Source organism: Candidatus Thiothrix putei, from assembly GCA_029972225.1.
GTDB classification, from domain to species: Bacteria; Pseudomonadota; Gammaproteobacteria; order Thiotrichales; family Thiotrichaceae; genus Thiothrix; species Thiothrix putei.
The window spans coordinates 2189325-2210372 of the sequence record CP124756.1 but is presented as its reverse complement, the minus strand read 5'-3'; the positions used below and the strand labels follow the sequence as shown (position 1 = coordinate 2210372).

At 51.4% G+C, this 21048-nt stretch carries 23 protein-coding genes; 9 read left to right on the top strand and 14 right to left on the bottom strand.

The features are described from left to right. Positions 1–45 precede the first annotated feature (45 nt). Positions 46–1299, bottom strand: a complete 1254-nt coding sequence (gene icd, locus QJT81_11265) for an NADP-dependent isocitrate dehydrogenase (GenBank protein WGZ92459.1) — start codon at positions 1297–1299, stop codon at positions 46–48. A gap of 127 nt (positions 1300–1426) precedes the next feature. On the opposite strand from icd, the gene QJT81_11260 reads away from it, so the two are divergent. The 8 genes from QJT81_11260 (at position 1427) to QJT81_11225 (ending at position 11000) form a co-directional block, all read left to right on the top strand. Further along, complete coding sequence (locus QJT81_11260; GenBank protein ID WGZ92458.1) at positions 1427–3229, top strand: endonuclease; 1803 nt, start codon at positions 1427–1429, stop codon at positions 3227–3229. Between the two features lie 62 nt (positions 3230–3291). Beyond that, positions 3292–4494: an efflux RND transporter periplasmic adaptor subunit gene (locus QJT81_11255; GenBank protein WGZ92457.1), complete on the top strand. Its 1203-nt coding sequence runs from the start codon at positions 3292–3294 to the stop codon at positions 4492–4494. A gap of 63 nt (positions 4495–4557) precedes the next feature. Further along, complete coding sequence (locus QJT81_11250) at positions 4558–5244, top strand: RDD family protein (GenBank protein ID WGZ92456.1); 687 nt, start codon at positions 4558–4560, stop codon at positions 5242–5244. Further along, complete coding sequence (locus QJT81_11245; GenBank protein WGZ92455.1) at positions 5241–6239, top strand: stage II sporulation protein M; 999 nt, start codon at positions 5241–5243, stop codon at positions 6237–6239. Before QJT81_11250 ends, QJT81_11245 begins: the two co-directional genes overlap by 4 nt. Beyond that, entirely contained in the window at positions 6229–7740 is a 1512-nt protein-coding gene (locus QJT81_11240; GenBank protein WGZ92454.1) for a hypothetical protein, read from the top strand. The genes QJT81_11245 and QJT81_11240 overlap by 11 nt, the downstream gene beginning before the upstream one ends. Beyond that, positions 7737–8747 (top strand): DUF4350 domain-containing protein, encoded by a 1011-nt coding sequence (locus QJT81_11235; GenBank protein ID WGZ92453.1) that lies wholly within the window; start codon positions 7737–7739, stop codon positions 8745–8747. The genes QJT81_11240 and QJT81_11235 overlap by 4 nt, the downstream gene beginning before the upstream one ends. Beyond that, entirely contained in the window at positions 8722–9696 is a 975-nt protein-coding gene (locus QJT81_11230; protein WGZ92452.1) for a MoxR family ATPase, read from the top strand. Before QJT81_11235 ends, QJT81_11230 begins: the two co-directional genes overlap by 26 nt. Next, positions 9693–11000, top strand: a complete 1308-nt coding sequence (locus QJT81_11225) for a DUF58 domain-containing protein (protein ID WGZ92451.1) — start codon at positions 9693–9695, stop codon at positions 10998–11000. Before QJT81_11230 ends, QJT81_11225 begins: the two co-directional genes overlap by 4 nt. A gap of 3 nt (positions 11001–11003) precedes the next feature. Here the strand turns inward: QJT81_11225 and QJT81_11220 are convergent, their stop codons facing one another. The 8 genes from QJT81_11220 to QJT81_11185 all read right to left on the bottom strand — a co-directional run bounded on the left by QJT81_11220 (position 11004) and on the right by QJT81_11185 (position 17775). Next, a complete protein-coding gene (locus QJT81_11220; GenBank protein WGZ92450.1) occupies positions 11004–11882 on the bottom strand; it encodes a prephenate dehydrogenase/arogenate dehydrogenase family protein in 879 nt (292 codons plus the stop codon). Further along, on the bottom strand, positions 11879–13009 hold the full coding sequence (hisC, locus tag QJT81_11215; GenBank protein WGZ92449.1) for a histidinol-phosphate transaminase: 1131 nt from the start codon (positions 13007–13009) through the stop codon (positions 11879–11881). Before hisC ends, QJT81_11220 begins: the two co-directional genes overlap by 4 nt. Positions 13010–13095: 86 nt before the next feature. After that, the gene (locus tag QJT81_11210) at positions 13096–14442 is read right to left on the bottom strand and encodes a DEAD/DEAH box helicase (GenBank protein ID WGZ92448.1); all 1347 of its coding nucleotides are present in this window, start codon (positions 14440–14442) and stop codon (positions 13096–13098) included. Between the two features lie 7 nt (positions 14443–14449). Next, entirely contained in the window at positions 14450–14935 is a 486-nt protein-coding gene (locus tag QJT81_11205; protein ID WGZ92447.1) for a CYTH domain-containing protein, read from the bottom strand. Positions 14936–14941: 6 nt separating this feature from the next. Next, positions 14942–15910, bottom strand: coding sequence for a beta-ketoacyl-ACP synthase III (locus tag QJT81_11200; protein ID WGZ92446.1), 969 nt, complete (start codon positions 15908–15910; stop codon positions 14942–14944). Then, positions 15907–16935: a phosphate acyltransferase PlsX gene (gene plsX / locus QJT81_11195; GenBank protein WGZ92445.1), complete on the bottom strand. Its 1029-nt coding sequence runs from the start codon at positions 16933–16935 to the stop codon at positions 15907–15909. Before plsX ends, QJT81_11200 begins: the two co-directional genes overlap by 4 nt. Before the next feature lie 93 nt (positions 16936–17028). Continuing rightward, positions 17029–17223: a 50S ribosomal protein L32 gene (gene rpmF / locus QJT81_11190; protein ID WGZ92444.1), complete on the bottom strand. Its 195-nt coding sequence runs from the start codon at positions 17221–17223 to the stop codon at positions 17029–17031. A gap of 6 nt (positions 17224–17229) precedes the next feature. After that, the gene (locus QJT81_11185) at positions 17230–17775 is read right to left on the bottom strand and encodes a YceD family protein (protein WGZ92443.1); all 546 of its coding nucleotides are present in this window, start codon (positions 17773–17775) and stop codon (positions 17230–17232) included. Between the two features lie 125 nt (positions 17776–17900). Here QJT81_11185 and QJT81_11180 point away from each other — a divergent pair, with 125 nt between their 5' ends. Then, complete coding sequence (locus tag QJT81_11180; protein ID WGZ92442.1) at positions 17901–18491, top strand: Maf family nucleotide pyrophosphatase; 591 nt, start codon at positions 17901–17903, stop codon at positions 18489–18491. Here QJT81_11180 and aroE read toward each other — a convergent pair. The 5 genes from aroE to QJT81_11155 all read right to left on the bottom strand — a co-directional run bounded on the left by aroE (position 18477) and on the right by QJT81_11155 (position 20948). Further along, positions 18477–19319, bottom strand: coding sequence for a shikimate dehydrogenase (gene aroE / locus QJT81_11175; GenBank protein ID WGZ92441.1), 843 nt, complete (start codon positions 19317–19319; stop codon positions 18477–18479). The genes QJT81_11180 and aroE overlap by 15 nt on opposite strands. A 19-nt stretch (positions 19320–19338) precedes the next feature. Continuing rightward, a complete protein-coding gene (locus QJT81_11170; protein WGZ92440.1) occupies positions 19339–19656 on the bottom strand; it encodes a hypothetical protein in 318 nt (105 codons plus the stop codon). Further along, entirely contained in the window at positions 19649–20146 is a 498-nt protein-coding gene (locus QJT81_11165) for a hypothetical protein (GenBank protein WGZ92439.1), read from the bottom strand. The genes QJT81_11170 and QJT81_11165 overlap by 8 nt, the downstream gene beginning before the upstream one ends. Further along, positions 20143–20481 carry a UPF0175 family protein gene (locus QJT81_11160; protein ID WGZ92438.1) on the bottom strand — a complete coding sequence of 113 codons (339 nt, stop codon included), beginning with the start codon at positions 20479–20481 and terminating at the stop codon, positions 20143–20145. Before QJT81_11160 ends, QJT81_11165 begins: the two co-directional genes overlap by 4 nt. 80 nt (positions 20482–20561) lie before the next feature. Beyond that, positions 20562–20948: an endonuclease domain-containing protein gene (locus tag QJT81_11155; GenBank protein WGZ92437.1), complete on the bottom strand. Its 387-nt coding sequence runs from the start codon at positions 20946–20948 to the stop codon at positions 20562–20564. Positions 20949–21048 lie beyond the last annotated feature (100 nt).

Sequence of the window (21048 nt, the reverse complement as noted above, 5' to 3'; positions counted from 1 at the left end):
GGCGACACTCAGGCCGCCTGTTGACACACAATCGCGTACCGAGCGTTACATGTGAGCGATCACATTATCGCCGAATTTTGAGCAAGCAATTTCTTCTGCCCCGTCAATCATGCGGGCAAAGTCAAAGGTCACACGCTTAGAGGAAATCGCCCCTGCCGTACCTTTGTTAATCAAATCAGCCGCTTCCAACCAGCCCATGTGACGCAGCATCATTTCGGCGGATAATACGATGGAACTGGGGTTAACCTGATCCAAACCTGCAAACTTCGGTGCCGTACCGTGGGTCGCTTCAAACATTGCGATGGTATCAGACAAATTCGCACCGGGGGCAATACCAATCCCGCCCACCTGAGCCGCTAGAGCATCAGACACAAAATCGCCATTCAGGTTCAGGGTTGCCACCACCGAATAATCTTCTGGGCGCAACAAGATTTGTTGCAGAAAGTTATCCGCAATCACGTCTTTAACGATAATTTCCTTGCCATTCAACGGATTCTTCATTGAGCACCAAGGCCCCCCGTCGATGTCTACCGCGCCAAACTCTTCTTTAGCCAGTTCATAGCCCCAGTTTTTAAATGCACCTTCGGTAAACTTCATAATGTTACCTTTGTGCACCAGTGTTACTGAGTCACGGTCATTGTCAATTGCGTATTGAATCGCTTTGCGCACTAAACGTTTCGTGCCGTCACGCGAAACCGGCTTAATGCCAATCCCAGACGTTTCAGGGAAACGAATTTTAGTAACACCCATTTCCTTCATCAAAAACTCAATGACTTTTTTGGCTTCGGGGGATTCTGCTGCCCATTCAATCCCCGCGTAAATGTCTTCGGAATTTTCACGGAAAATGACCATATTGGTTTTTTCCGGTTCTTTCACGGGGCTGGGAACACCATCGTAGTAACGAATCGGGCGCAGACACAGGTACAAATCCAAATCCTGACGCAGCTTAACGTTCAACGAACGAATCCCGCCACCGACCGGCGTGGTCAACGGGCCTTTGATGGACACCACAAATTCCTTGACAGCATCCACCGTTTCATCCGGCAACCAAACATCTTCACCGTAAACTTGGGTGGCTTTTTCACCGGCATACACCTCCATCCAAGCGATTTTGCGCTCCCCGCCGTAAGCTTTTTGCACAGCAGCATCAACGACCTTCATCATAACGGGGCTGATGTCAACGCCAATGCCATCCCCTTCAATGTACGGAATAATCGGGTTGTTCGGCACATTCAGGGAATAATCAGCATTCGTTGTGATTTTCTCGCCGTGTGCGGGAACTTTGATATGTTGGTACATCAATACTCTCTCCAATTTTGGTGGTTGTCTCTCTGCGCGTAGCGGGCATTATAAACAATTCCCGCACGCTTGGCATACACTGCTGAAACGTGTAAGGATGGTGACTGCAAGAAGGAGACCAAAAAACATGAAACTTGCCACTTTTAACCTCTACCAGTTTGCCGCCCACGGGTATTACTGGCATGAACACACGGAACACAATACCTTTACGCCCGCCGAGTGGGAGCAAAAACAGCACTGGATTAGCACACGCCTGCACCAAATGAATGCAGACATCGTGGGCTTTCAAGAAGTATTCAGCATCCCCGAACTTCAGCAATTGTGTTCAGCGGCGGGGTATCCGCATTTTGTTCACGTTGACACTTCCGGTGTGCGTGACGATGATCCATTGGTGTATTGCAAGTCCGTGGTCGCATTAGCCTCGCGCTTTCCGATCGTTACGGTTCATCCAGTCGACATTGCAAACGCTGTGCGTGATGAATTGCCGATTCCTGAGAATTTCCGGTTTAGCCGCGTTCCTATCTGTGTGGATGTGCAAGTGCCTGATTTTGGGATATTGACCGTCTACGTGTCACACCTGAAATCCAAACGCCCCACTACCTTGGATATGCGTTACCCGGATACGCTGGAATGGCAGCACCGTGTCGCCGATACCTTGCAACGCTTATCACGCGGTACGATTGCCTCCCTCTTGCAACGGGGTTTAGAAGCCACCCTGCTCTACCACCACATTGTGCGCCGATTAGAACAGGATGCGACTCACCCCATTGCGGTGCTGGGCGATATGAATGACAGTGAAAATTCCATTCCACTCGCAGCCCTGACCATGCAGGAACGTATTTACACGATTGGCGGCTTAGAAGCAGAACACTGGCCAGAAGGCATTGCCTCGTGGTTATACACGTACCGCTTGGCAGATAGCTTCCGACTTGCCCCGAATATGCGGCAGCGGGTACGCCCGTTTACCAAGATTCATCGCGGCACCGGCTGCGTACTCGACTATATCCTCGTCTCCAATGCGCTTAATCCTAAAAATACCGATGCCAAAGCTGAAGTGGCGCATTACGAAGTCTGGAATCAGCATTTGGAAACCGACGGGACTGCCGAACGCTTGCAGTCCGATCACGGGCAAGTTTGCGTGGAACTGCTGCCTTGTAATGCGCCCCCAGACTACGCCAATAGTATTCACCAACGCCCCGCCCACAGCATTAAACACGTTGCTGATATTCTCACCCGGCAGGATTTTGTGGCGTATGCCGGAGGTGTATTCCAAGCGCGTGAACATTTCAAACAATGGGACAGCACCGCCAAATGGAAAAACTTCTGGTCATTTTTCTTCGATAACGAATACGGCTGGGTCACGTCGATTTACGGCACAGTTCCCATCAATGAGCTGTACCAGAAGCAACATCACAGCATTGAACACATTATCCCCCGCGATTTCTTAGACCGTTACCTTACTTACAAAAACGCACCGCGTCATGTACGCAATGGGGCAAGCACCAACCCGTTCAATTTCGCCCCCTCGGAACGCGGCTTGAATGCCAAACGCTCTAACTTCAATTTCGATCTGGACGGCGATAAAATTGTGCGGCCGTACAACCTCACCCTACACCCGGATAGTTTCAGCGCTGCCACGGGCTTTGATGCGGATCACGAATGGGTCATCCCCTCCAGTAACCGGGGCGACATTGCCCGTGCACTGTTGTACATGTTGCTGGTATACGAAATCGACGAACTTTATAATCGCCACATTGCGACTCTGGTACACTGGGCAAAGGTAGACAGCCCCAGTGCGTGGGAACTTGCTTACAATAACTGGGTACATTCCCGCTTGGGTATCCGAAATCCGTTTATTGATACACCTGAAAATGCATTACAATTGCTGAATAATCGCGACTTGCTGGCTTCCATTGAATACCGGCAATAACGCGAAATCATGCTAATATGCCCTAATTTGTTGAATTGCCCGCTTTGAGGATAAAGAATCACATGACTATACGCAAAAAAGCGTCGGTATTGTTAATCGCTGGTTTGTTTGCCAGCACATTTGCTGTACAAGCCGCTGAAATCATTCAAGTTGAAACCGCAGGCGCTCGTTCGCAATCGGTCTTGGGTAGCACCGTTATTCCGTACAAAGAAGTGACCTTGATCGCCCAGATCCCCGGTGTGGTGAAATACGTTGCGGGCGCGGTGGGTACTAATCTGACGGAAGGCGCGGTTGTCTTCAAGATTGACGAAGCCCAACTCATGGCCAAGCGTAACGCCGTGGTTGCACAAATTTCCATTGCACAAGCTGGCGTACAAAACGCGCAAGCCCAGTATTACCGTGAAATGACTTCACCACGCAGCAAAGATGTAAGCGCAATGCCCGGTTTTGGGATGCCATCCATGTTTGACCGCATGGCAGTGCGCCCGTTTGCGGAATCGTTCATGGGCGGTTATGACTCTGACACCATCCGTCAGGGCGATTTAACCAATGCTATGTCAGCCGTTTCGCAAGCACAAGGCCAGCTCCAGCAAGCCATGTCGCAGTTGCAGGAAATCGACTCTGCCTTACGTGATGCCAGCGCTCTTGCACCGTTTGAAGGCATTATCCTCGAAAAAATGGTCGAAGTGGGTGATACCGTGCAACCCGGTCAACCACTGGTCAAATTCGGCTACGTCAAATACAAACGCTTGCAAGCCGATGTGCCTTCCGGTCTGGTCGGCAATTTGAGCAAAGACATGCTGTTACCGGCACGCATTGACGGCAGTACCGACACCTCGGTACGGGTTTCCGAAATTTACCCTATCGCCGATCCTAGCCGCCACACGGTCACGGTAAAGTTTGATATTCCGATGGAAATCACCACCGCACCGGGTATGTACGCGGAAATTTATGTGCCTGAAAACAAAAAGGGCGGCAGCCAAGTCACCGTGATTCCGCGCTCTGCGTTGATGAAAGGCAGCAGTTTACCGGGTGTTTTGGTGGTTAAAGACGACAATACCTCTGAACTGCGTATGGTACGTTTGGGTGCAGAGCAGAATGGCGGTAGCAAAGTAGCCGTTATTTCGGGTTTGAATCCGGGTGAGAAAATCATTAACAACCCACCTACGGGGGTTACATCTGGTTGGATGCCGACTACGGTTAACCCAACACCTGTTAACTCAACGCCAACACCTGCTCCGGTTCCCTCCCCGCCAGCAAAATAATTCTAAAAACAAAACCTAACCTCCCCATATCAGGGGAGGAACAGGGATAAACTGTGGTCTTACATGAGATTAGACACCACCTATACGGTCAACACGCCTGAAGGCATTGCTTTACAACTGTCACCCGCAGGCCCTGCGCCACGTTTATTAGCATGGGCATTGGATTTGTTGTTACGCATACTCATCAGCGCTTTGCTCTTTGCCGCTCTTGCCATCTTCGGCAGAATGGGTATGGGAATTGCTCTGATCCTCACCTTTCTCTTGGAATGGTTTTATCCCGTCTATTTTGAGTTGCGCCATCAAGGGCAAACACCCGGCAAAAAAATGTTTGACCTCTACGTGGCACAAGCCGATGCCAGTCCGGTAACAGCCACTGCCTCTTTAGTCCGTAACTTACTACGAGTAGTGGATTTTTTGCCCTTACTGTACGGTTTTGGCTTTGCCAGCATGATGCTCAATCAACGTTTTCAACGCCTCGGTGATTTGGCGGCAAATACGGTAGTGCTCCATAAAACCTACCGCAATGGACATAACGCTGTGATGAACGTTGAACCGATACGCCCAGAAGTCGCGCTTACCTTGCCAGAACAACAAGCCATCATATTATTTGCGCAACGTAGCCATACCCTCACCCCTTCGCGCCTGGAAGAACTCGCTCAAATGACAGGCGTCTTGGTCGCACAACAAGAAAATCCTACCTGCTGGTTGCAAGGCATTGCCCGCTGGCTAACCGGCGGCGGTAGAACATGAAACAAGAGCAATTCATTCAACACTATCAACCGCTGTGGGATCAAATTGCTGCATGGCTTGATTATCAACAAATCCCTAAAAAGCAACGTGAACGTGACGTTTTAACCGCACCTGCTCTCGATTTTCCTCGTGCCTACCGCCAACTGTGCCACCATTTAGCGTTAGCACAATCCCGCATGTACAGCCCGCTATTGATTGCGCAACTCAACGATCTGGTGACACGCGGGCATCACAGTTTGTATACCTCAAGGCTGCATTTCGCCCATCGCTTCATTCAGTTTTATTTTCAGGATTTACCGCAATTAGTGCGGCGCGAATGGCAAGCGATGCTGTTAGCGGGAATGCTGTTTTTCGGTAGTTTTTTTGCCATACTGATTGCCATACAACTCGAACCGGAACTGGTGTATTCGGTCATGGATGGTACAACAGTCGCCAATATGGAAAACATGTATGACCCGCAACGTGCTTCACGCTTTGGGCGCGAACGTGAAGCCGATAGCGATGTGTATATGTTCGGGTTTTACATTAAGAATAATACTGGCATTGGTTTTCAGGTATTTGCAGGTGGCTTATTATACGGTTTAGGTAGCGTGTTCTTTCTGCTGTTCAACGGCTTATACATTGGGGCAGCCGCCGGGCATTTGACACAAATCGGTTATACCGAAACTTTTTGGGGATTTGTGGCAGGGCATAGCGCTTTCGAGTTAACTGCGATTGTGTTATCGGGAGCAGCAGGGTTTAAATTGGCAGCCGCCTTGATTATACCGGGGCGTAAATCGCGGACGCTGGCATTACGCGATAATGCACAAGAGGCCATTTTAATTGTTTACGGTGCGGCAACACTATTCATCATGGCGGCATTTGTGGAAGCCTTTTGGTCGTCACAAACATGGATTCCTTTGTTGATAAAATATGCCATTGGCATTGCATTATGGCTGCTAGTCATTGGCTATTTCGCCTTTTTAGGGCGCGAGGAAGTCACGGATGAAACTTGACAACCTCACGGCAAATATCCGTTTACGTTCCCCTTGGGAAGCTGTTGATTTAGGCTTTGCGCTAGTGCGACACCATACCCGCTGGATTTTTCCCGCTTGGATACTGCTACTCGGTAGCTTTGCACTCATCGCTTGGGTGGTGACGCCAGATGCTTACAAAGGCTATATACCCATCGCCTTATGGTGGTTTAAGCCTTTGTATGATCGGGTATTATTGCATATTCTGAGCCACCAGATGTTTAACCAGCACTTATCCACCGCAGCCGTGTTTAGCGCTCTTCCTGACTTGATACGTCATACTGGGCTATTCAGTGCATTAACATGGCGGCGTTTCTCCTTGTCGCGTGGTTTCAACCTGTCTATTTGGCAATTGGAACAATTGCGCGGCAAAGCACGGGCAGAACGTCAAGCGTTGCTGCACCTGCAAGGCCACTCTCAAGCTATCTGGCTGACGATTGCCTGTTTGCATCTGGAATATGTCGTGACTGCCAGCTTGTATGTACTCATTATCATCCTTGACCCCACGGATGGTTCATGGGATTACATGCTCAGTGCGTTCACCGAAACATTGGATACGGAAACGCAATATTGGGGCAACCTGCTGTACTTGCTACTGTATACGTTGACTATTCTGGTGATTGAACCGTTGTACGTAGCCGCCAGTTTCAGCCTGTACTTGAATCGCCGCACCCAATTGGAAGCGTGGGATATTGAACTGGCTTTTCGTCATTTGGGAAAACGCCTTGGTCAACTGGCACGACAGCCGCTGACACTTTTATTGGCGAGCCTGTTGTTGGCAGGTTTGCCCACACTGCTGCCGGTTACATCATGGGCAAATACTACCGTTAGTGAATACTTAGCATCTGAACGCCTTCCCCCAGCAGAAGCCGCAACACAGATTAGTACCGTCATGCAACGCGAGGAACTCGCCGGAATGCGCACCCAAATGCAGTGGATTGCACGCAACCCGGAACAAGAAAAATCGGAAGACCCCGCAGCCCTTGCCAAATCCCTGCAACTGCTGTTTGCTAATATCACCAAACTCCTCCTGTGGGTTGCGGTCATTGTGCTGCTCGTCATGGCACTTGTATACCGTCAACGCATTCTGGCCTTACTAAAACCCACCAAACGTAAATTGCCCACATCGCCGCCACCGAACATCCTGTTCGGCATGGATATTCGCCCAGAATCCTTACCGGATGATATTGCTGCTGCCAGTAAACGCTTATGGGAAGCGGGTCAACACCGTGATGCCCTCAGCCTATTGTACCGGGGAGCCTTGATGCGTTTAACGCGCCATGACCATTTGGGCGTGAAAGAAAGCCACACAGAAGGCGACATCCTAAACTTGGCACAGTCACACCTAAGCAACGCGCGGCTTATCTGGTTACGGGCAGCGACTCATGCATGGCAAGAAATAGCCTACGCCCACCGCACCCCGAACACCGCCGCACTGGAACTCCTCTGGCAGGGCTGGAGTGATTTCAAGGAGCACGGATGAAGCTCCAATCCATTCTCATCGGTCTGTTTGTTGCCCTAGTCACAACCACCGGTGTGCTCTGGTTCCTGAATACCTATGAATACAAAGAAGTTGACGAATACATCGGGTTTCGCGGAGAAGCACGAGAGAATCCACTCTTCGCTGCCCGCTTATTTCTGAAACGCATGGGCATCCCCGCTGAGCGCAAAGAGAGCCTGCAAAGGCTACCGGATACCAACACGGTGCTGGTCATCGACACGGATCGTTATACTCTGTCACGCGCAACCGTGGATGAGATCCTTGCATGGGTGGAACGTGGCGGACATCTCATTACCCGTGTGCGTCAAACCCTTGCAGAAACTGACGTTGAAGCCTCAGCCAGCAATGATTTGCTACAACTGGCTTTAGGCGTAACAACCGGCGAGCATATTATCCCCGACGATGACGATCTGCCGCTAGAAGCAGAACTTTCTACCATGAGCCACCCGCTGCAAGTTGACCCAGAGTTTTTCTATGCACTCAATACCACTGCGGAACAAGCCTACCCACAACATTACAACAATGCCGCCTGGCTTTTAGAACTGGAGCGCGGTGATGGTTTAATCACCCTGGCCGCTAACCTAGATTTTATCGAAAACCCCGCGATTGACGATTACGACCATGCAGAATTTTTCTGGTACATGCTGCACGGCTTACACGATGAACCACAAGCAGTCTGGCTTATCCATCAAGATGATATGCCCCCCCTCTGGCAACTGTTATGGGAACATGCCTGGGCATTGGTACTAACGTTGGCAAGCCTTATCCCACTAACCCTGCTGGCTCTCAGCCCACGCTTTGGCCCGATGATTCCCAAACCAGCCCCCGCACGCCGCCGTATTTTGGAACATATCCATGCCAGCGGTCTATTCATGTGGCAACGCCATCAACAACACGGTGATGCCCAATACGCTGCTTTCGCCGCACGTGTCACTCAACTACTAACAGGCACAAGGAAACAACATGACAACAGCAACCCTGACGCTTGAACAAGCCAGCCAACTGGCAGAAAACATCCGCCATGAAATCAGCAAAGCACTGATAGGGCAAAAACAAGTGGTACGCGAAACCCTCATTGCGTTACTCGCAGGTGGGCATGTGTTGATTGAAGGTGTACCCGGTCTTGGCAAAACCCTGCTGGTACGCGCCCTTGCCCGCACCATTTCCGGGCAATTTGCCCGTATCCAGTTTACCCCTGATTTGATGCCTGCGGACATCAGCGGACATGTACTGTTCGACATGCAACACCAGAGTTTCAACGTGCGCAAAGGGCCGGTATTCACCAATCTATTGTTGGCGGATGAAATCAATCGTGCACCGGCAAAAACCCAATCCGCTTTATTGGAAGTCATGCAAGAGCAGCAGGTCACGATCGAAGGTAAAGCCTTGCCTGTCCCCCTGCCCTTCATGACACTGGCTACCCAAAATCCCCTGGAACAAGAAGGCACGTACCCATTGCCCGAAGCCCAACTGGATCGCTTCCTACTAAAAGTATTCATTGACTACCCCGCATTAGAGGAAGAAGCGGAAATGGTTATGGTCGTCACTGACAAACAAATCGGTGATCGTTTCAACTTGAATAATCTGCAAGCGATTGCCACCCCTGAACAAGTCATGGCAATGCAAACAGTGGTCGCTGATATTGCCGTGGATGTCGCGGTGCTGGATTACGCGGTACGTATTACCCGTGCCACTCGTCATTGGCAAGGACTGCGCTTTGGAGCCGGGCCGCGCGGCAGTATCGCGCTGATTCGTGCTGCGCGTGCTAATGCTTTGCTGGCAGGACGCGACTTCGTGCACCCGGATGACATCAAACAAGTCTGTTTACCCGTACTGCGCCACCGGGTTTCATTGACACCAGAAATGGAACTAGAAGGGTATAATGCCGACCACTTATTAACCGCCGTTCTCGACAAGACCGAAGCACCCCGTTCATGATATTGCCCGCTCGCCGCAGCTTTCAACTGGTTGGCGTGAATGCAGTGATCGCCTTGTTTGCCAGCATTTTCCCTGACCTCATCGGTGTCTGGTATGTGACCGTTGGTATCAGCTTACTGCTGGCGTTCGCTGATTTATTGCTGGTCGTAACAGAACCAATACCGCGTGCTGAACGGTTTGTGCCACACTCCTTACCGTTGGGCGTGAAACGTACTGTACAATTGCGGATTCACAATACCAGCAAGCGCTCCCTCACACTGGAGGTTTTCGATCATTTTCCTTTGGAAGTTAGCACTCAAGGTTTTCCACTTCGCTTAGGGTTAGCAGTAGGCAAATTCGCTGAACCTTTGTATGAAATAACCGCGAACGAACGCGGCAAACTGCACTTCCCTTGCTTGCAACTGCGGATTCTATCCCCCCTGCAACTGTGGTGGCATGACGTCAAGCTACCGGTAGCCTCCGCAACCAAGGTATACCCTAACTTTGCGGCTGTAGCGCAATATGCGCTCATGGCAACGGATCATCACCTCAGTCACATGGGTATTATGAAAAAACGCCGCCGGGGTGAGGGTCAGGATTTCCATCAATTACGTGAGTACCGTGCTGGCGACAGTCTGCGTCAAATTGACTGGAAAGCCAGTTCCCGAATGCGCAAACCCATTTCCCGTGAATATCAGGATGAACGCGATCAAGAAATCATTTTCTTACTGGATTGCGGGCATCGGATGCTGGCGAAAGATGACGAACTGTCGCATTTCGATCACACCTTGAACGCCATTTTACTGTTAACTTACGTGGCATTACGCCAAGGCGATGCGGTCGGGTTAGGCAGTTTTGCGGGGCAACATCGCTGGCTACCCGCCCACAAGGGGCAACACCATGTGCAGCATATGCTGAATGCGTTGTATGATTTACAACCGACTACCCACGCCCCAGATTATGCGCAAGCAGCCACTGAACTGCTGGTACGCCAGAAAAAACGTGCCTTGATTGTACTCCTGACTAATTTGCGGGATGAGGATTTGGATGACTTATTACCCGCTTTGCATATCCTGCGCAAACGCCATCTGGTACTGTTGGCGAGTATGCGCGAACAAGCCATCGATCAAGCGCTAGATGCACCCGTGGATAATCTGGAAGATGCCTTACATACCGCTGCCGTACAGCATTACTTGGCAACACGCGAGGCAACCCTGAACCGGGTGCGGGCAGCAGGGATTCGTTGTTTGGATGTACCACCCGCAGAATTATCGGTGAATTTGATTAACCACTATCTGGATATTAAACGGAGTGGTTTGCTGTAGCGTCTACGGCTGTTGCGCCTCAAATTGGGCAACATAATTGTCACGGGCTTGTTTGGCATGTGTCATACGCTTGTGCAGCGCTTCGCCATCCTGTGCTTCAATCAAAGCAGCAAATTCACCCAAATTGTGTTGGAAAGCATTAATCACCTCAAGAATCGCCGCTCTGTTCGTCAGGCAAATATCCCGCCACATCACCGGATCGCTGGATGCAATGCGGGTAAAATCACGAAATCCACCCGCCGCATAACGCAAAATATCTTCGCGTTGCGGCATATTCAGCAGCGTATCCACCAGCGAAAATGCCAGCACATGCGGCAAATGGCTGGTTGCCGCCAACACCTGATCATGCAATTCCACCGGCATTTGTTCTAGCAATGCGCCCGTCACGCGCCACATAGCCTCAACCTTCGCAACGGCATCGGCGTCCGTGTGCGCCTGCGGGGTCAAAATCACACGGCGGTTGACGTACAAATCAGGAATTGCCGCTTCCACCCCGCTCTTTTCACGCCCTGCAATCGGATGCCCCGGCACAAAACGGGGGAAATCTGCACCGAAAACTTGAGCGACCTCCGCCACGATACTGCCCTTGGTGCTGCCTGCATCGGTAAGAATCGCATCCGCCGACAATGCCGGTTTGATTTGCTGCAATAAGTACCGCATTGCACCCATCGGCACAGCCAACAAGACCATATCGGCATCGCGCACCGCCTCCGCCGGGTCAAGGCTGAAGCTGTCGATCACCCCCAACTCCACCGCTTTTTGCAAATGCACCGCATTGCGACTGCACCCCACCACCGTTTCGCAGAAATGTGCTTCACGCAATGCCAACGCCAGCGACCCGCCGATCAGTCCGACACCAAAGATAACCAGCTTTTTAATCACGCGGTAAGAACCTTCTGCAACGCATTGATACAGCGCGTATTCTGCGCAGCCGTGCCAACCGTAATCCGCAAATGTTGCGGCAAACCATACCCACCAATCGGGCGCACAATCACGCCTTCACGCAACAATGCATCATATAACGGTGCTGCCGGACGCTGCATATTGATGGTGATAAAATTGCCCGCTGTCGGCATGTATTCCCAGCCATTCTCGGCACACGCCGCAAACCATTGCTGCAAACCTGCCGCATTGGTTGCCACACTGCGCTCAAGAAAATCATCATCGCCCAACGCCGCTTGCGCCGCCGCCAGAGCCAGTGAATTCACATTGAAGGGCTGACGCACCCGATTCAGCATATCCGCAATCGCAGGGTTGGAGGCTGCATAACCCACCCGTAACCCTGCCAAACCGTAAATCTTGGAAAACGTGCGCGTTACAATCAAATTCGGGAATTCTGCCAGCCACGCTAAGGCATTCGGGAAGGTCGGGTCGGTCACGTATTCGGTGTAGGCTTCGTCAATCACCACGATCACATCTTCCGGCACGCGGCTTAGAAAACGGTGCAGCTCTTCCTTACCCAACCACGTCCCTGTCGGATTATTTGGGTTCGCAATGAACACCACGCGGGTTTTATCGGTAATTTTCGCGGCAAGGTTTGCCAGATTATGCCCATAAGGCATGGTATCGTGCGTAGACGGATTCGCTTTAGCAGGCTGCAATTCCGCACCGACAGATTGAATCACAATCGGGTAAACCGCAAACGCATATTCTGAAAAAACGGCAGCACGGCTATTATCCAGAAATGCACGGGCAATGATGTCTAACACATCATTAGAACCGTTACCTAAAGTGATTTGTGCGCTTTGCAAACCAAACTTGTCCGCAATCGCCGCTTTCAACTGATAACCACTGCCGTCAGGGTAAAGTTCCAGCGATTTGAGAGCGGTAGCCAGCGCCGCTTGCGCTTTGGGGCTTGCGCCGAGGGGATTTTCGTTGGAAGCCAGTTTGAGGATATTGCTAATCCCCAGTTCGCGCTCCAGCTCTTCGATGGGTTTGCCGGGCTGATAGGGTTGCAAGGCTTGCACCCCTGTTACCGCCAGTGTTTTGAAATCAACAGTCGTTTGCATGATTGGCCTGAATAAGCAAAAAATCAGTCAGGCATTCAATCACAGCCAGCCGCGCTTGCCAAGAGCAGCGGCTGACAATGCGGGGTTTACGCGACCGCTTTCGGCTTATTCGGGCGACGGCGACGTGGCTTGCTCGCTGCTGCACCTTCCGCTTTTTTCACAGGCGGCAAACCAGCGGCTTTGCGCGTTTCAGTCTTTTGCGATTTGGTACGACGATTCGCAGGGCGATGTTGCGCAGGACGCGGACGATCCGCTTCCGCATCTTTAGCAATCTCGGCGGCAGTCAAGGCACGAGTTGGCGCAACGCTGATCGTAGGCAACGGTTCACGCGGCAATTGCTGCTTGATGAGCTTTTCGATGCCTTTGAGGAAACCGTATTCTTCCGGCTCAACCAAGGAAATTGCTTCACCCGTTGCGCCCGCACGCCCAGTACGCCCGATACGATGCACGTAATCTTCCGACACGTTCGGCAACTCGAAGTTGATGACGTGTGGCAACTGTTCAATATCCAAGCCACGCGCCGCAATGTCGGTCGCTACCAGCACGCGAATATTGCCTTGCTTGAAATCCGCCAGTGCTTTGGTACGTGCTCCTTGGCTTTTGTTGCCGTGGATCGCCGCAGCGGTGACACCATCGCGTTCGAGCTTTTCCGCCAAACGGTTCGCGCCGTGTTTGGTGCGCGAGAATACCAGCACCTGTTCCCACTGATTTTCACGGATTAAGTGGCTCAACAAAGCGGTTTTACGCGCTTTATCCACCAAGAAAACCGATTGCGTCACGGTATTTGCCGCAGCATTGCGTGGGCTAACCGAGATTTGCACCGGGTTATTCAATAAACCCTTGGTCAGCGCCACGATGTCATCGGAGAAGGTCGCGGAAAACATCAAGGTTTGGCGACGTTTCGGCAGCAACGCCAGAATCTTACGGATGTCGCGGATGAAACCCATGTCCAACATACGATCCGCTTCATCCAGCACCAGCATTTCCACTTGGGAAAATTTCACGGCGTTTTGGTCATACAAGTCCAGCAAACGCCCCGGTGTTGCCACCAGAATGTCTAAGCCACGGCGTAACGCCATCATTTGCGGGTTGGCACTCACGCCACCGAACACGACGGTAGAGGTCAGTGGCAGGTTTTTGCCGTAATCGCGCACACTTTCGCCGACTTGAGCCGCCAATTCACGGGTCGGCGTCAGCACTAAAGCGCGGATGTGGTTGGATTTGGGCGCATTGCCGTTAGCCGAGAGCAAATGCAGCATCGGCAAGGTGAAACCAGCGGTTTTGCCAGTGCCCGTTTGCGCCGCAGCCATAATGTCGCGACCGGATAGGACAGCAGGAATGCCTTGTGCTTGGATAGGGGTTGGGGTGTCGTAACCCTGTTCGCTGATGGCACGCAACAGCGGCTCGGACAAGCCGAGTTCAGAAAATAGCATGGTGTAATTAACCTCGTTCCTCAGCCGACCATTGGCTGTAGGGATATTGCGTAAGACGGACGTTGTAATAGCGTTCCAAATGTGAAACGTCTGCACCTGCCCAATGGGGCATGGGGATTACTTCATCCGGTGCATCGAGTTCGACTTCCGCGACAATTAAGCCTGCGTTGTCACCGTGGAATTCATCTATTTCCCACAGTTTGCCGCCAAACTCGATGAAATGGCGGGTCTTTTCAATCAGCGGGCGTTCGCACAACTGATCTAACAATTCCGTCGCGTCAGGCAACGGGATTTCGTATTCATATTCAGGGCGTTGGACGCCTAAAGTCATGCCTTTTATATTGAGCGTGGCGGTGTCATCAGCAATGCGCACCCGTACTGAGGCACGTTTGCTGCTGCTCAAATAGCCTTGGCGGAAGGATTCCGAGCGGCTGATTAACGCCCGCCACGCATCCGATACCAGTAAAAATTTGCGTTCGATTTCGGTTGCCATTAGCACCTAGAACCTAATTAAAGCTGAACCCCACGTAAAGCCACCGCCGAAGGCTTCCAACAGGATAATTTCGCCGCGTTTAATGCGCCCGTCACGCACGGCAGTATCCAAGGCCAACGGCACAGAGGCTGCGGAAGTATTGCCATGTGACTCGACCGTGACCACCACATGATCCATCGACATATCCAGCTTTTTCGCGGTGGCTTGAATAATGCGGATATTCGCTTGATGCGGGACTAACCAATCCACATCAGCTTTGGTCATGCCGTTAGCTTCAAGCGTTTTATCCACAATCCGCCCTAAGGTATTGACCGCCACCTTAAACACTTCGTTACCGCGCATTTGCAGCAATGCGCCTTCAGCACGCAGCATCTCTATATTGCGGGAAATACCGGCATTCACACTCAACAAATGTTCATAAGCGCCATCCGCGTGAATGTGGGTAGACAGAATGCCTGCTTCCTCGCTGGCTTCCAATACCACAGCCCCCGCGCCATCGCCGAACAGGATACAGGTACCGCGATCCGTCCAGTCCAGAATTTTGGACATGGCTTCTGAGCCGACCACTAAGGCGCATTTGCTCGTGCCACTGCGCACAAACTTATCTGCCACGCTCAAGGCAAACACGAAACCGGAACACGCCGCTTGTACGTCAAACGCCGCACCACCATTACGAATCCCCAAATTGTTTTGCAATAAACAAGCGGTGCTGGGGAAAACCAAATCCGGGGTGGACGTACCGACAATAATCAAGTCAACGTCTTCAGGGCGTTTGCCTGCCATTTCCAAGGCACGTCGGGCAGCGTGTTCTGCCATGTCTGAGGCACTTTCCATTTCCACGACGTGGCGTTCCCGAATGCCGGTACGTTCAAAAATCCACTCATCAGTGGTATCCACCATCTTTTCGAGATCGTGGTTGGTCAGGATTTTTTCCGGCAAGTAACTGCCAGTACCAGTAATTCGAGAATAGATCATGCGCTCTGCCTCTGTGTGTGCAAACTTTCCAGTTGTTTATGAATACGTTGCGGGACATTGCTGATAACGGCACTGCGAGCAATACCGATGGCGTTAGCAAACGCTAAACTATCCGCACCACCGTGACTTTTCACCACAATACCCTGCAAGCCTAGCAAACTTGCCCCATTATAGCGCCTAGGGTCAAATTTACGTCGGAATGATTTCAGCACGGGCAAGGAAATTAACGCGGCTAATTTGGTAAACAGGTTAGCACTATAACCAGCCTTGAGTTGAGCAGAAACCATTTTCGCCAAACCTTCACTGGTTTTCAGTGCAACATTGCCGACAAATCCGTCGCAGACCACCACGTCGACATCGCTTTGGTAAATATCGTCGCCTTCCACATAGCCAATGTAATTCAGCGGGCAACCTTGTAGCAAGGCATTGGCGGCTTTTACCTGCTCATTACCCTTAATCGCTTCCTGACCGATATTGAGCAAACCCACTTTGGGGTTAGTTTTATTATCAATGGCTTTGACCAATTCTGACCCCATGAGCGCAAATTGGTACAGATGTTCGGCTTCAGAATCAACATTCGCGCCCAAGTCCAGCATATGAGTATGCCCGTGCATGGAAGGAATCGCGGTGCAAATCGCGGGGCGGTCAATACCGGGTAACGTTTTCAAAACAAAACGGGCGGTGGCCATCAACGCCCCTGTGTTACCGGCACTAACAGCCGCATTGGCCTCACCCGCTTTAACCAAGTTAATGGCTACTCGCATGGAGGAGTCCTTTTTGTTTTTCAAGGCGACTGCTGGGGATTCATCCATGTGTACCACTTGTGAGGCATGATGAATACGCAGATTGGGTGTCGATAGCGCCTTATGCTGTACCAGAGCAGCGTTGATTTGGGTTTCATCACCCACTAAGATCAGCGCAATATCTCGGTATTGTTGCAACGCGTTCAGAGCGGCTGGAACCACTACTGATAAACCGTGATCGCCCCCCATCGCATCCAGCGCAATGCGATACTGTTCTGCCATGCTATCCTCTCTAGTGCTCGCTTGAAAAAAAATCGCGGGTCATGCCCGCGATTTTTGTTGAGTGTGTTGAGAACAAGCGCAACGTGTTACCACTTACGCTTCGTCTTCCACTGCAACCGCTGTTTTGATGATTTGACGACCACGGTAGAAACCGTCTTTAGTCATGTGATGACGCAGGTGTGTTTCACCGGTGGTTGCATCCACTGACAAAGTAGGGTTAGAAAGTGCGTCGTGTGAACGGCGCATACCGCGTTTTGAACGAGTCATTCGAGCTTGACCGACTGCCATAGTCTGTTACTCCGGTTTTTTCCAATTTTTTAACACTGCAAACGGATTCTTTTTGGCATCTGCCGCAACATCCGCTTGCCCATTTTCTGTAACAGGCTCATCCGATGGCAAGGCTTCAATCAACTTGCGCAACGGTTCACACTGTTCGTGCTTTGCCACTAAGGGCAGAGCCAGAAGAATTTCATCTTCAACGAAATCCTGTATAAACAGCCGTTCGTCCTCGATCAACCAAGCCTCTAAGCCTTCTTGTTCGGGGCGTTCATCCGACTCAAACGTTGTCAGTGCTACTTGCAGCGGCGCATCAAGGGCAATGGTCACGGGCTGCATACAGCGTTGGCATTCCAACAGTACATTGCCGCGAATATGACCCTTGATCATTGGGCGACCGCCGATACTGCGGGTGAAGTCCAATGTGACCGCCATATCCTCTGTCCCATCCAAAGCGATTTCCGCTAAACGCGGCAATTGCTGCAACGGCACAACACCGGTTAGGCATCTTCCTTGCTCAACCAGTTTAAAAGGATTAACGTCTACGGGTAGTCTGTTCAACATAAGCGCGGGATTATATGAATCCAGCCTATGATGTGTAAAGGAATTTCTAGCCTTTTTACTTGGGTAATGTGTATATCTTGCGTATTATCCGCTACTTTCCTACCAGATAGGCGATAGCAGGCTTAATGATGACCCGACAACTGATTCTTGGCTCGACCTCCCCGTATCGGCGCGAATTGATACAGCGCTTGGCGATTCCCTTTGAAACTGCCGCACCGGATATTGATGAAACCCGTCATGACGGTGAAAGCGCCCGCGACATGGTGTTGCGCTTATCCTTGCAAAAAGCGCAAGCGGTCGCGGCACAATATCCCGATGCGCTGATTATTGGCTCGGATCAATGCGCGGTATTGCACGAACAAGTCATTGGCAAACCCGGTAGCCATGAGAATGCCGTTAAGCAATTGCAAAACGCTTCTGGGCAAAGCGTCGCCTTCCTGACCGGTTTGTGCTTGTATGACAGCCGCGATGGGTCGTATCAATTGGATGTCGTACCGTTTGCGGTGGATTTTCGCGAGTTGAGCGATGCAGAAATTGACAGCTACCTGCGCAAAGACCAACCGTATAATTGCGCGGGCAGTTTCCGTTCGGAAAGTTTGGGAATCACCTTGTTTAAACGTATGCAGGGCGACGACCCCACGGCATTAATGGGGTTGCCACTGATTCGCTTGAGTCAAATGCTTAAACAAGCTGGCGTGAATTTACTGGCGGCTTAATTCGTCACGCAATTGCGCCAACACCGGCGCGGTGTCAGGGCGCACACCGCGCCAGATAAAGAACGCTTCAGCCGCTTGCTCAACCAACATCCCCAAACCATCCAAAGCTTGAGCAGCGCCTTGCACCCTGCCCCATGCCACAAACGCCGTGGGCTTGGCGCTGTACATCATGTCATAAGTGCAGCCATTATCGGCTAAGCAACCATCAGGCAGCGGCGGTAGCTCGCCCTGCAAGCTGGCAGCCGTGCCGTTGATAATCAGGTCAAATTGCCCACTGATGTCCGTAAAGCCACCACCGGAAACATTGCCCAAACCTGCAAAATCCGCCGCCAGTTCCACCGCTTTCGCCGCAGTACGGTTGGCAATGAATAAACTCGCAGGCTGCGCTTCCAGCAAGGGTTGCAACACGCCACGCACTGCCCCGCCTGCGCCTAATAACAGAATTCGTTTACCCTGTAAGGCAATGCCGTGATTTTGCTGCAAGTCACGCACGATGCCGATGCCATCGGTGTTATGCCCAATCATCGTGCCATCCTCGCGGAATGCCAGCGTATTCACGGCTTTGGCACGGGCGGCGTAATCGTTGAGTTCATCCGCCAGCTCCCACGCTTCTTGCTTGAAAGGCACAGTGACATTGCAACCTTTGCCTCCTGCCACGAGAAACATCATTACGTCTTGCGCGAATTCTTCCGGTTCGGCACAGATTGCACCGTATTCGACGGCTTCGCCGGTTTGTGCGCCGAAGAGGGTGTGGATGCGCGGGGATTTGCTGTGGGCAATGGGATTGCCGAAGACGGCGTAGTTGTCAGGGATGCGGGTCTGTTTCATGGTTGGAACTTTGTCAATGTTAGCGAATTTCAGATTCAACCTGTGCAAGGCTGGCTTGGGTGGTGCGGATGTCGCGTTCCAGTTTCATCTGGCGTTTGGGGTCATCAGCGAAGGTTAGCTCTTCTTGCTGGCGGGTGAGAAGGTCGAGCAGCAAGGTGCGGCGTTGTTCGAGGGCGGCGCGTTTTTGTTGAAGAAAATCCCCCCAGCCCCCCTTTTGCAAAGGGGGGAGGAAATCACATCGGTAGGAGCTTGCCCTGCAAGCGATTCTCTTGCTGGTATGGTCAGCATCGACCCAATGTTTGTCAACGTGGGCGTAGCTGATAAAAAGATCAGGCATTTGAGCGCCTCCCTTCCAGTAAACGCTGTTTTAGTGCCGCACTCAGACGAAATTCCACTTTTTCCAGATCATCCAGAATTCCGGGCATTTGTTCTGCTGAAAGAGCGCCTTTCTTTTGCAGTGCCTCCAGAATACCAACCAGTCCGGTAATTCTTAAGCCCATCATCTGCGCCATTTTACGACCTGCTTTATCATCAATCAGTAACGGTTGCTTGAGTTGATCCGCCAGCAAAATAGCTTCTGATTCACCGGGGTCAATTTGCAACAGCAACACCGGCAGGCGTTTATCAGCTTGCAGCGTTGCGATACGGATGAAACCGGATTGTTGCATGGCAAACCAGATGGAGCTATCTGCTTCGCCGCAACCTACTTCTTCGGCAACCATTGGCGGCACAATAATATGGGTAAACAGCTTCCCCAGCAGATCAAAACGCCCGATATTCAGCAGCGTAATCAACGGGGAACTGTCAGCGACAACCAGCTCTTTCATGCAGGTTCGTCTTGCAGCAGAAAATCGGCTTCTGCCGAAACTTCATCAGCCGGATAATCAATCATTGGCAACCCCATGCTGGATAACACATGGCGTAATTCCCGTTTGTCCATTTGCAGCAATTCCGCCATTTTCCCTAGCGAAATATCACCGTTGCGCCATGCTTGCAAGGCTGTCGCTTTGATCAAACCGATTTGCAAGTTTTCATCCGTCAAGGGTACGGCGACACCAATGGGTTTGCCGTGCTTGGTAATAAAAATGTACTCATTTTGTTCGAGTGCATGAGTCAGGCTGGAGGGATTGTTGCGTAACTCACGGATGGCGATGGCGTGCATAATGGCGTACCTTTGTACTACATTTTAAGGGTACAGTTAATATAGCGCAGATGTTAGGAGCAGGCAAAAGAAAATCCCCCCTAACCCCCCTTTTTCAAAGGGGGGAACTGGATGCGTGCCAGTAGGGTGGTTTGTATCTGCGTCACTACAACGTCGATGTTTTGAAGAACATTTTGGTTGTCGAAACGGAGGATGTGCAAACCCAATGCCTCAAGTTGCAGGGTGCGCTCTTGGTCATAGGCAAGCTGATTGCCTTCGGCATGGTGTTTGCCGTCAAGTTCGATAACGAGGTTAGCTGCGGCGCAGTAAAAATCGGCAATGAAACTGCCAAGTGGTTTCTGGCGGTAGAACTGGACGCCACAAAGTTGCTTGCGGCGTAACCTTTCCCAGAGGCGCGTTTCGGCTTCGGTCTGGTGCTTGCGTAGGTCACGGGCAGCATCTCGTAGGGCTGGATTGTAATCGAGCATGGTTTTTTCCTTGAAGAAAATCCCCCTCATTCCCCCTTTTTCAAAGGGGGAGGCCAGAGAATATCCCCACATAGTCAACAGAATCCCCTCTTGCCCCCTC

Coding starts and splice junctions, on each gene's coding strand:
- QJT81_11255 (WGZ92457.1), top strand. CDS start 3,292: ATGACTATACGCAAAAAAGCGTCGGTATTGTTAATCGCTGGTTTGTTT.
- QJT81_11185 (WGZ92443.1), bottom strand. CDS start 17,775: ATGTTGAACAGACTACCCGTAGACGTTAATCCTTTTAAACTGGTTGAG.
- QJT81_11205 (WGZ92447.1), bottom strand. CDS start 14,935: ATGGCAACCGAAATCGAACGCAAATTTTTACTGGTATCGGATGCGTGG.
- QJT81_11250 (WGZ92456.1), top strand. CDS start 4,558: ATGAGATTAGACACCACCTATACGGTCAACACGCCTGAAGGCATTGCT.
- hisC (WGZ92449.1), bottom strand. CDS start 13,009: ATGCAAACGACTGTTGATTTCAAAACACTGGCGGTAACAGGGGTGCAA.
- QJT81_11170 (WGZ92440.1), bottom strand. CDS start 19,656: ATGCCTGATCTTTTTATCAGCTACGCCCACGTTGACAAACATTGGGTC.
- aroE (WGZ92441.1), bottom strand. CDS start 19,319: ATGAAACAGACCCGCATCCCTGACAACTACGCCGTCTTCGGCAATCCC.
- QJT81_11165 (WGZ92439.1), bottom strand. CDS start 20,146: ATGAAAGAGCTGGTTGTCGCTGACAGTTCCCCGTTGATTACGCTGCTG.
- QJT81_11245 (WGZ92455.1), top strand. CDS start 5,241: ATGAAACAAGAGCAATTCATTCAACACTATCAACCGCTGTGGGATCAA.
- QJT81_11230 (WGZ92452.1), top strand. CDS start 8,722: ATGACAACAGCAACCCTGACGCTTGAACAAGCCAGCCAACTGGCAGAA.
- QJT81_11235 (WGZ92453.1), top strand. CDS start 7,737: ATGAAGCTCCAATCCATTCTCATCGGTCTGTTTGTTGCCCTAGTCACA.
- icd (WGZ92459.1), bottom strand. CDS start 1,299: ATGTACCAACATATCAAAGTTCCCGCACACGGCGAGAAAATCACAACG.
- QJT81_11160 (WGZ92438.1), bottom strand. CDS start 20,481: ATGCACGCCATCGCCATCCGTGAGTTACGCAACAATCCCTCCAGCCTG.
- QJT81_11200 (WGZ92446.1), bottom strand. CDS start 15,910: ATGATCTATTCTCGAATTACTGGTACTGGCAGTTACTTGCCGGAAAAA.
- QJT81_11210 (WGZ92448.1), bottom strand. CDS start 14,442: ATGCTATTTTCTGAACTCGGCTTGTCCGAGCCGCTGTTGCGTGCCATC.
- QJT81_11240 (WGZ92454.1), top strand. CDS start 6,229: ATGAAACTTGACAACCTCACGGCAAATATCCGTTTACGTTCCCCTTGG.
- QJT81_11180 (WGZ92442.1), top strand. CDS start 17,901: ATGATGACCCGACAACTGATTCTTGGCTCGACCTCCCCGTATCGGCGC.
- plsX (WGZ92445.1), bottom strand. CDS start 16,935: ATGGCAGAACAGTATCGCATTGCGCTGGATGCGATGGGGGGCGATCAC.
- QJT81_11155 (WGZ92437.1), bottom strand. CDS start 20,948: ATGCTCGATTACAATCCAGCCCTACGAGATGCTGCCCGTGACCTACGC.
- QJT81_11225 (WGZ92451.1), top strand. CDS start 9,693: ATGATATTGCCCGCTCGCCGCAGCTTTCAACTGGTTGGCGTGAATGCA.
- rpmF (WGZ92444.1), bottom strand. CDS start 17,223: ATGGCAGTCGGTCAAGCTCGAATGACTCGTTCAAAACGCGGTATGCGC.
- QJT81_11260 (WGZ92458.1), top strand. CDS start 1,427: ATGAAACTTGCCACTTTTAACCTCTACCAGTTTGCCGCCCACGGGTAT.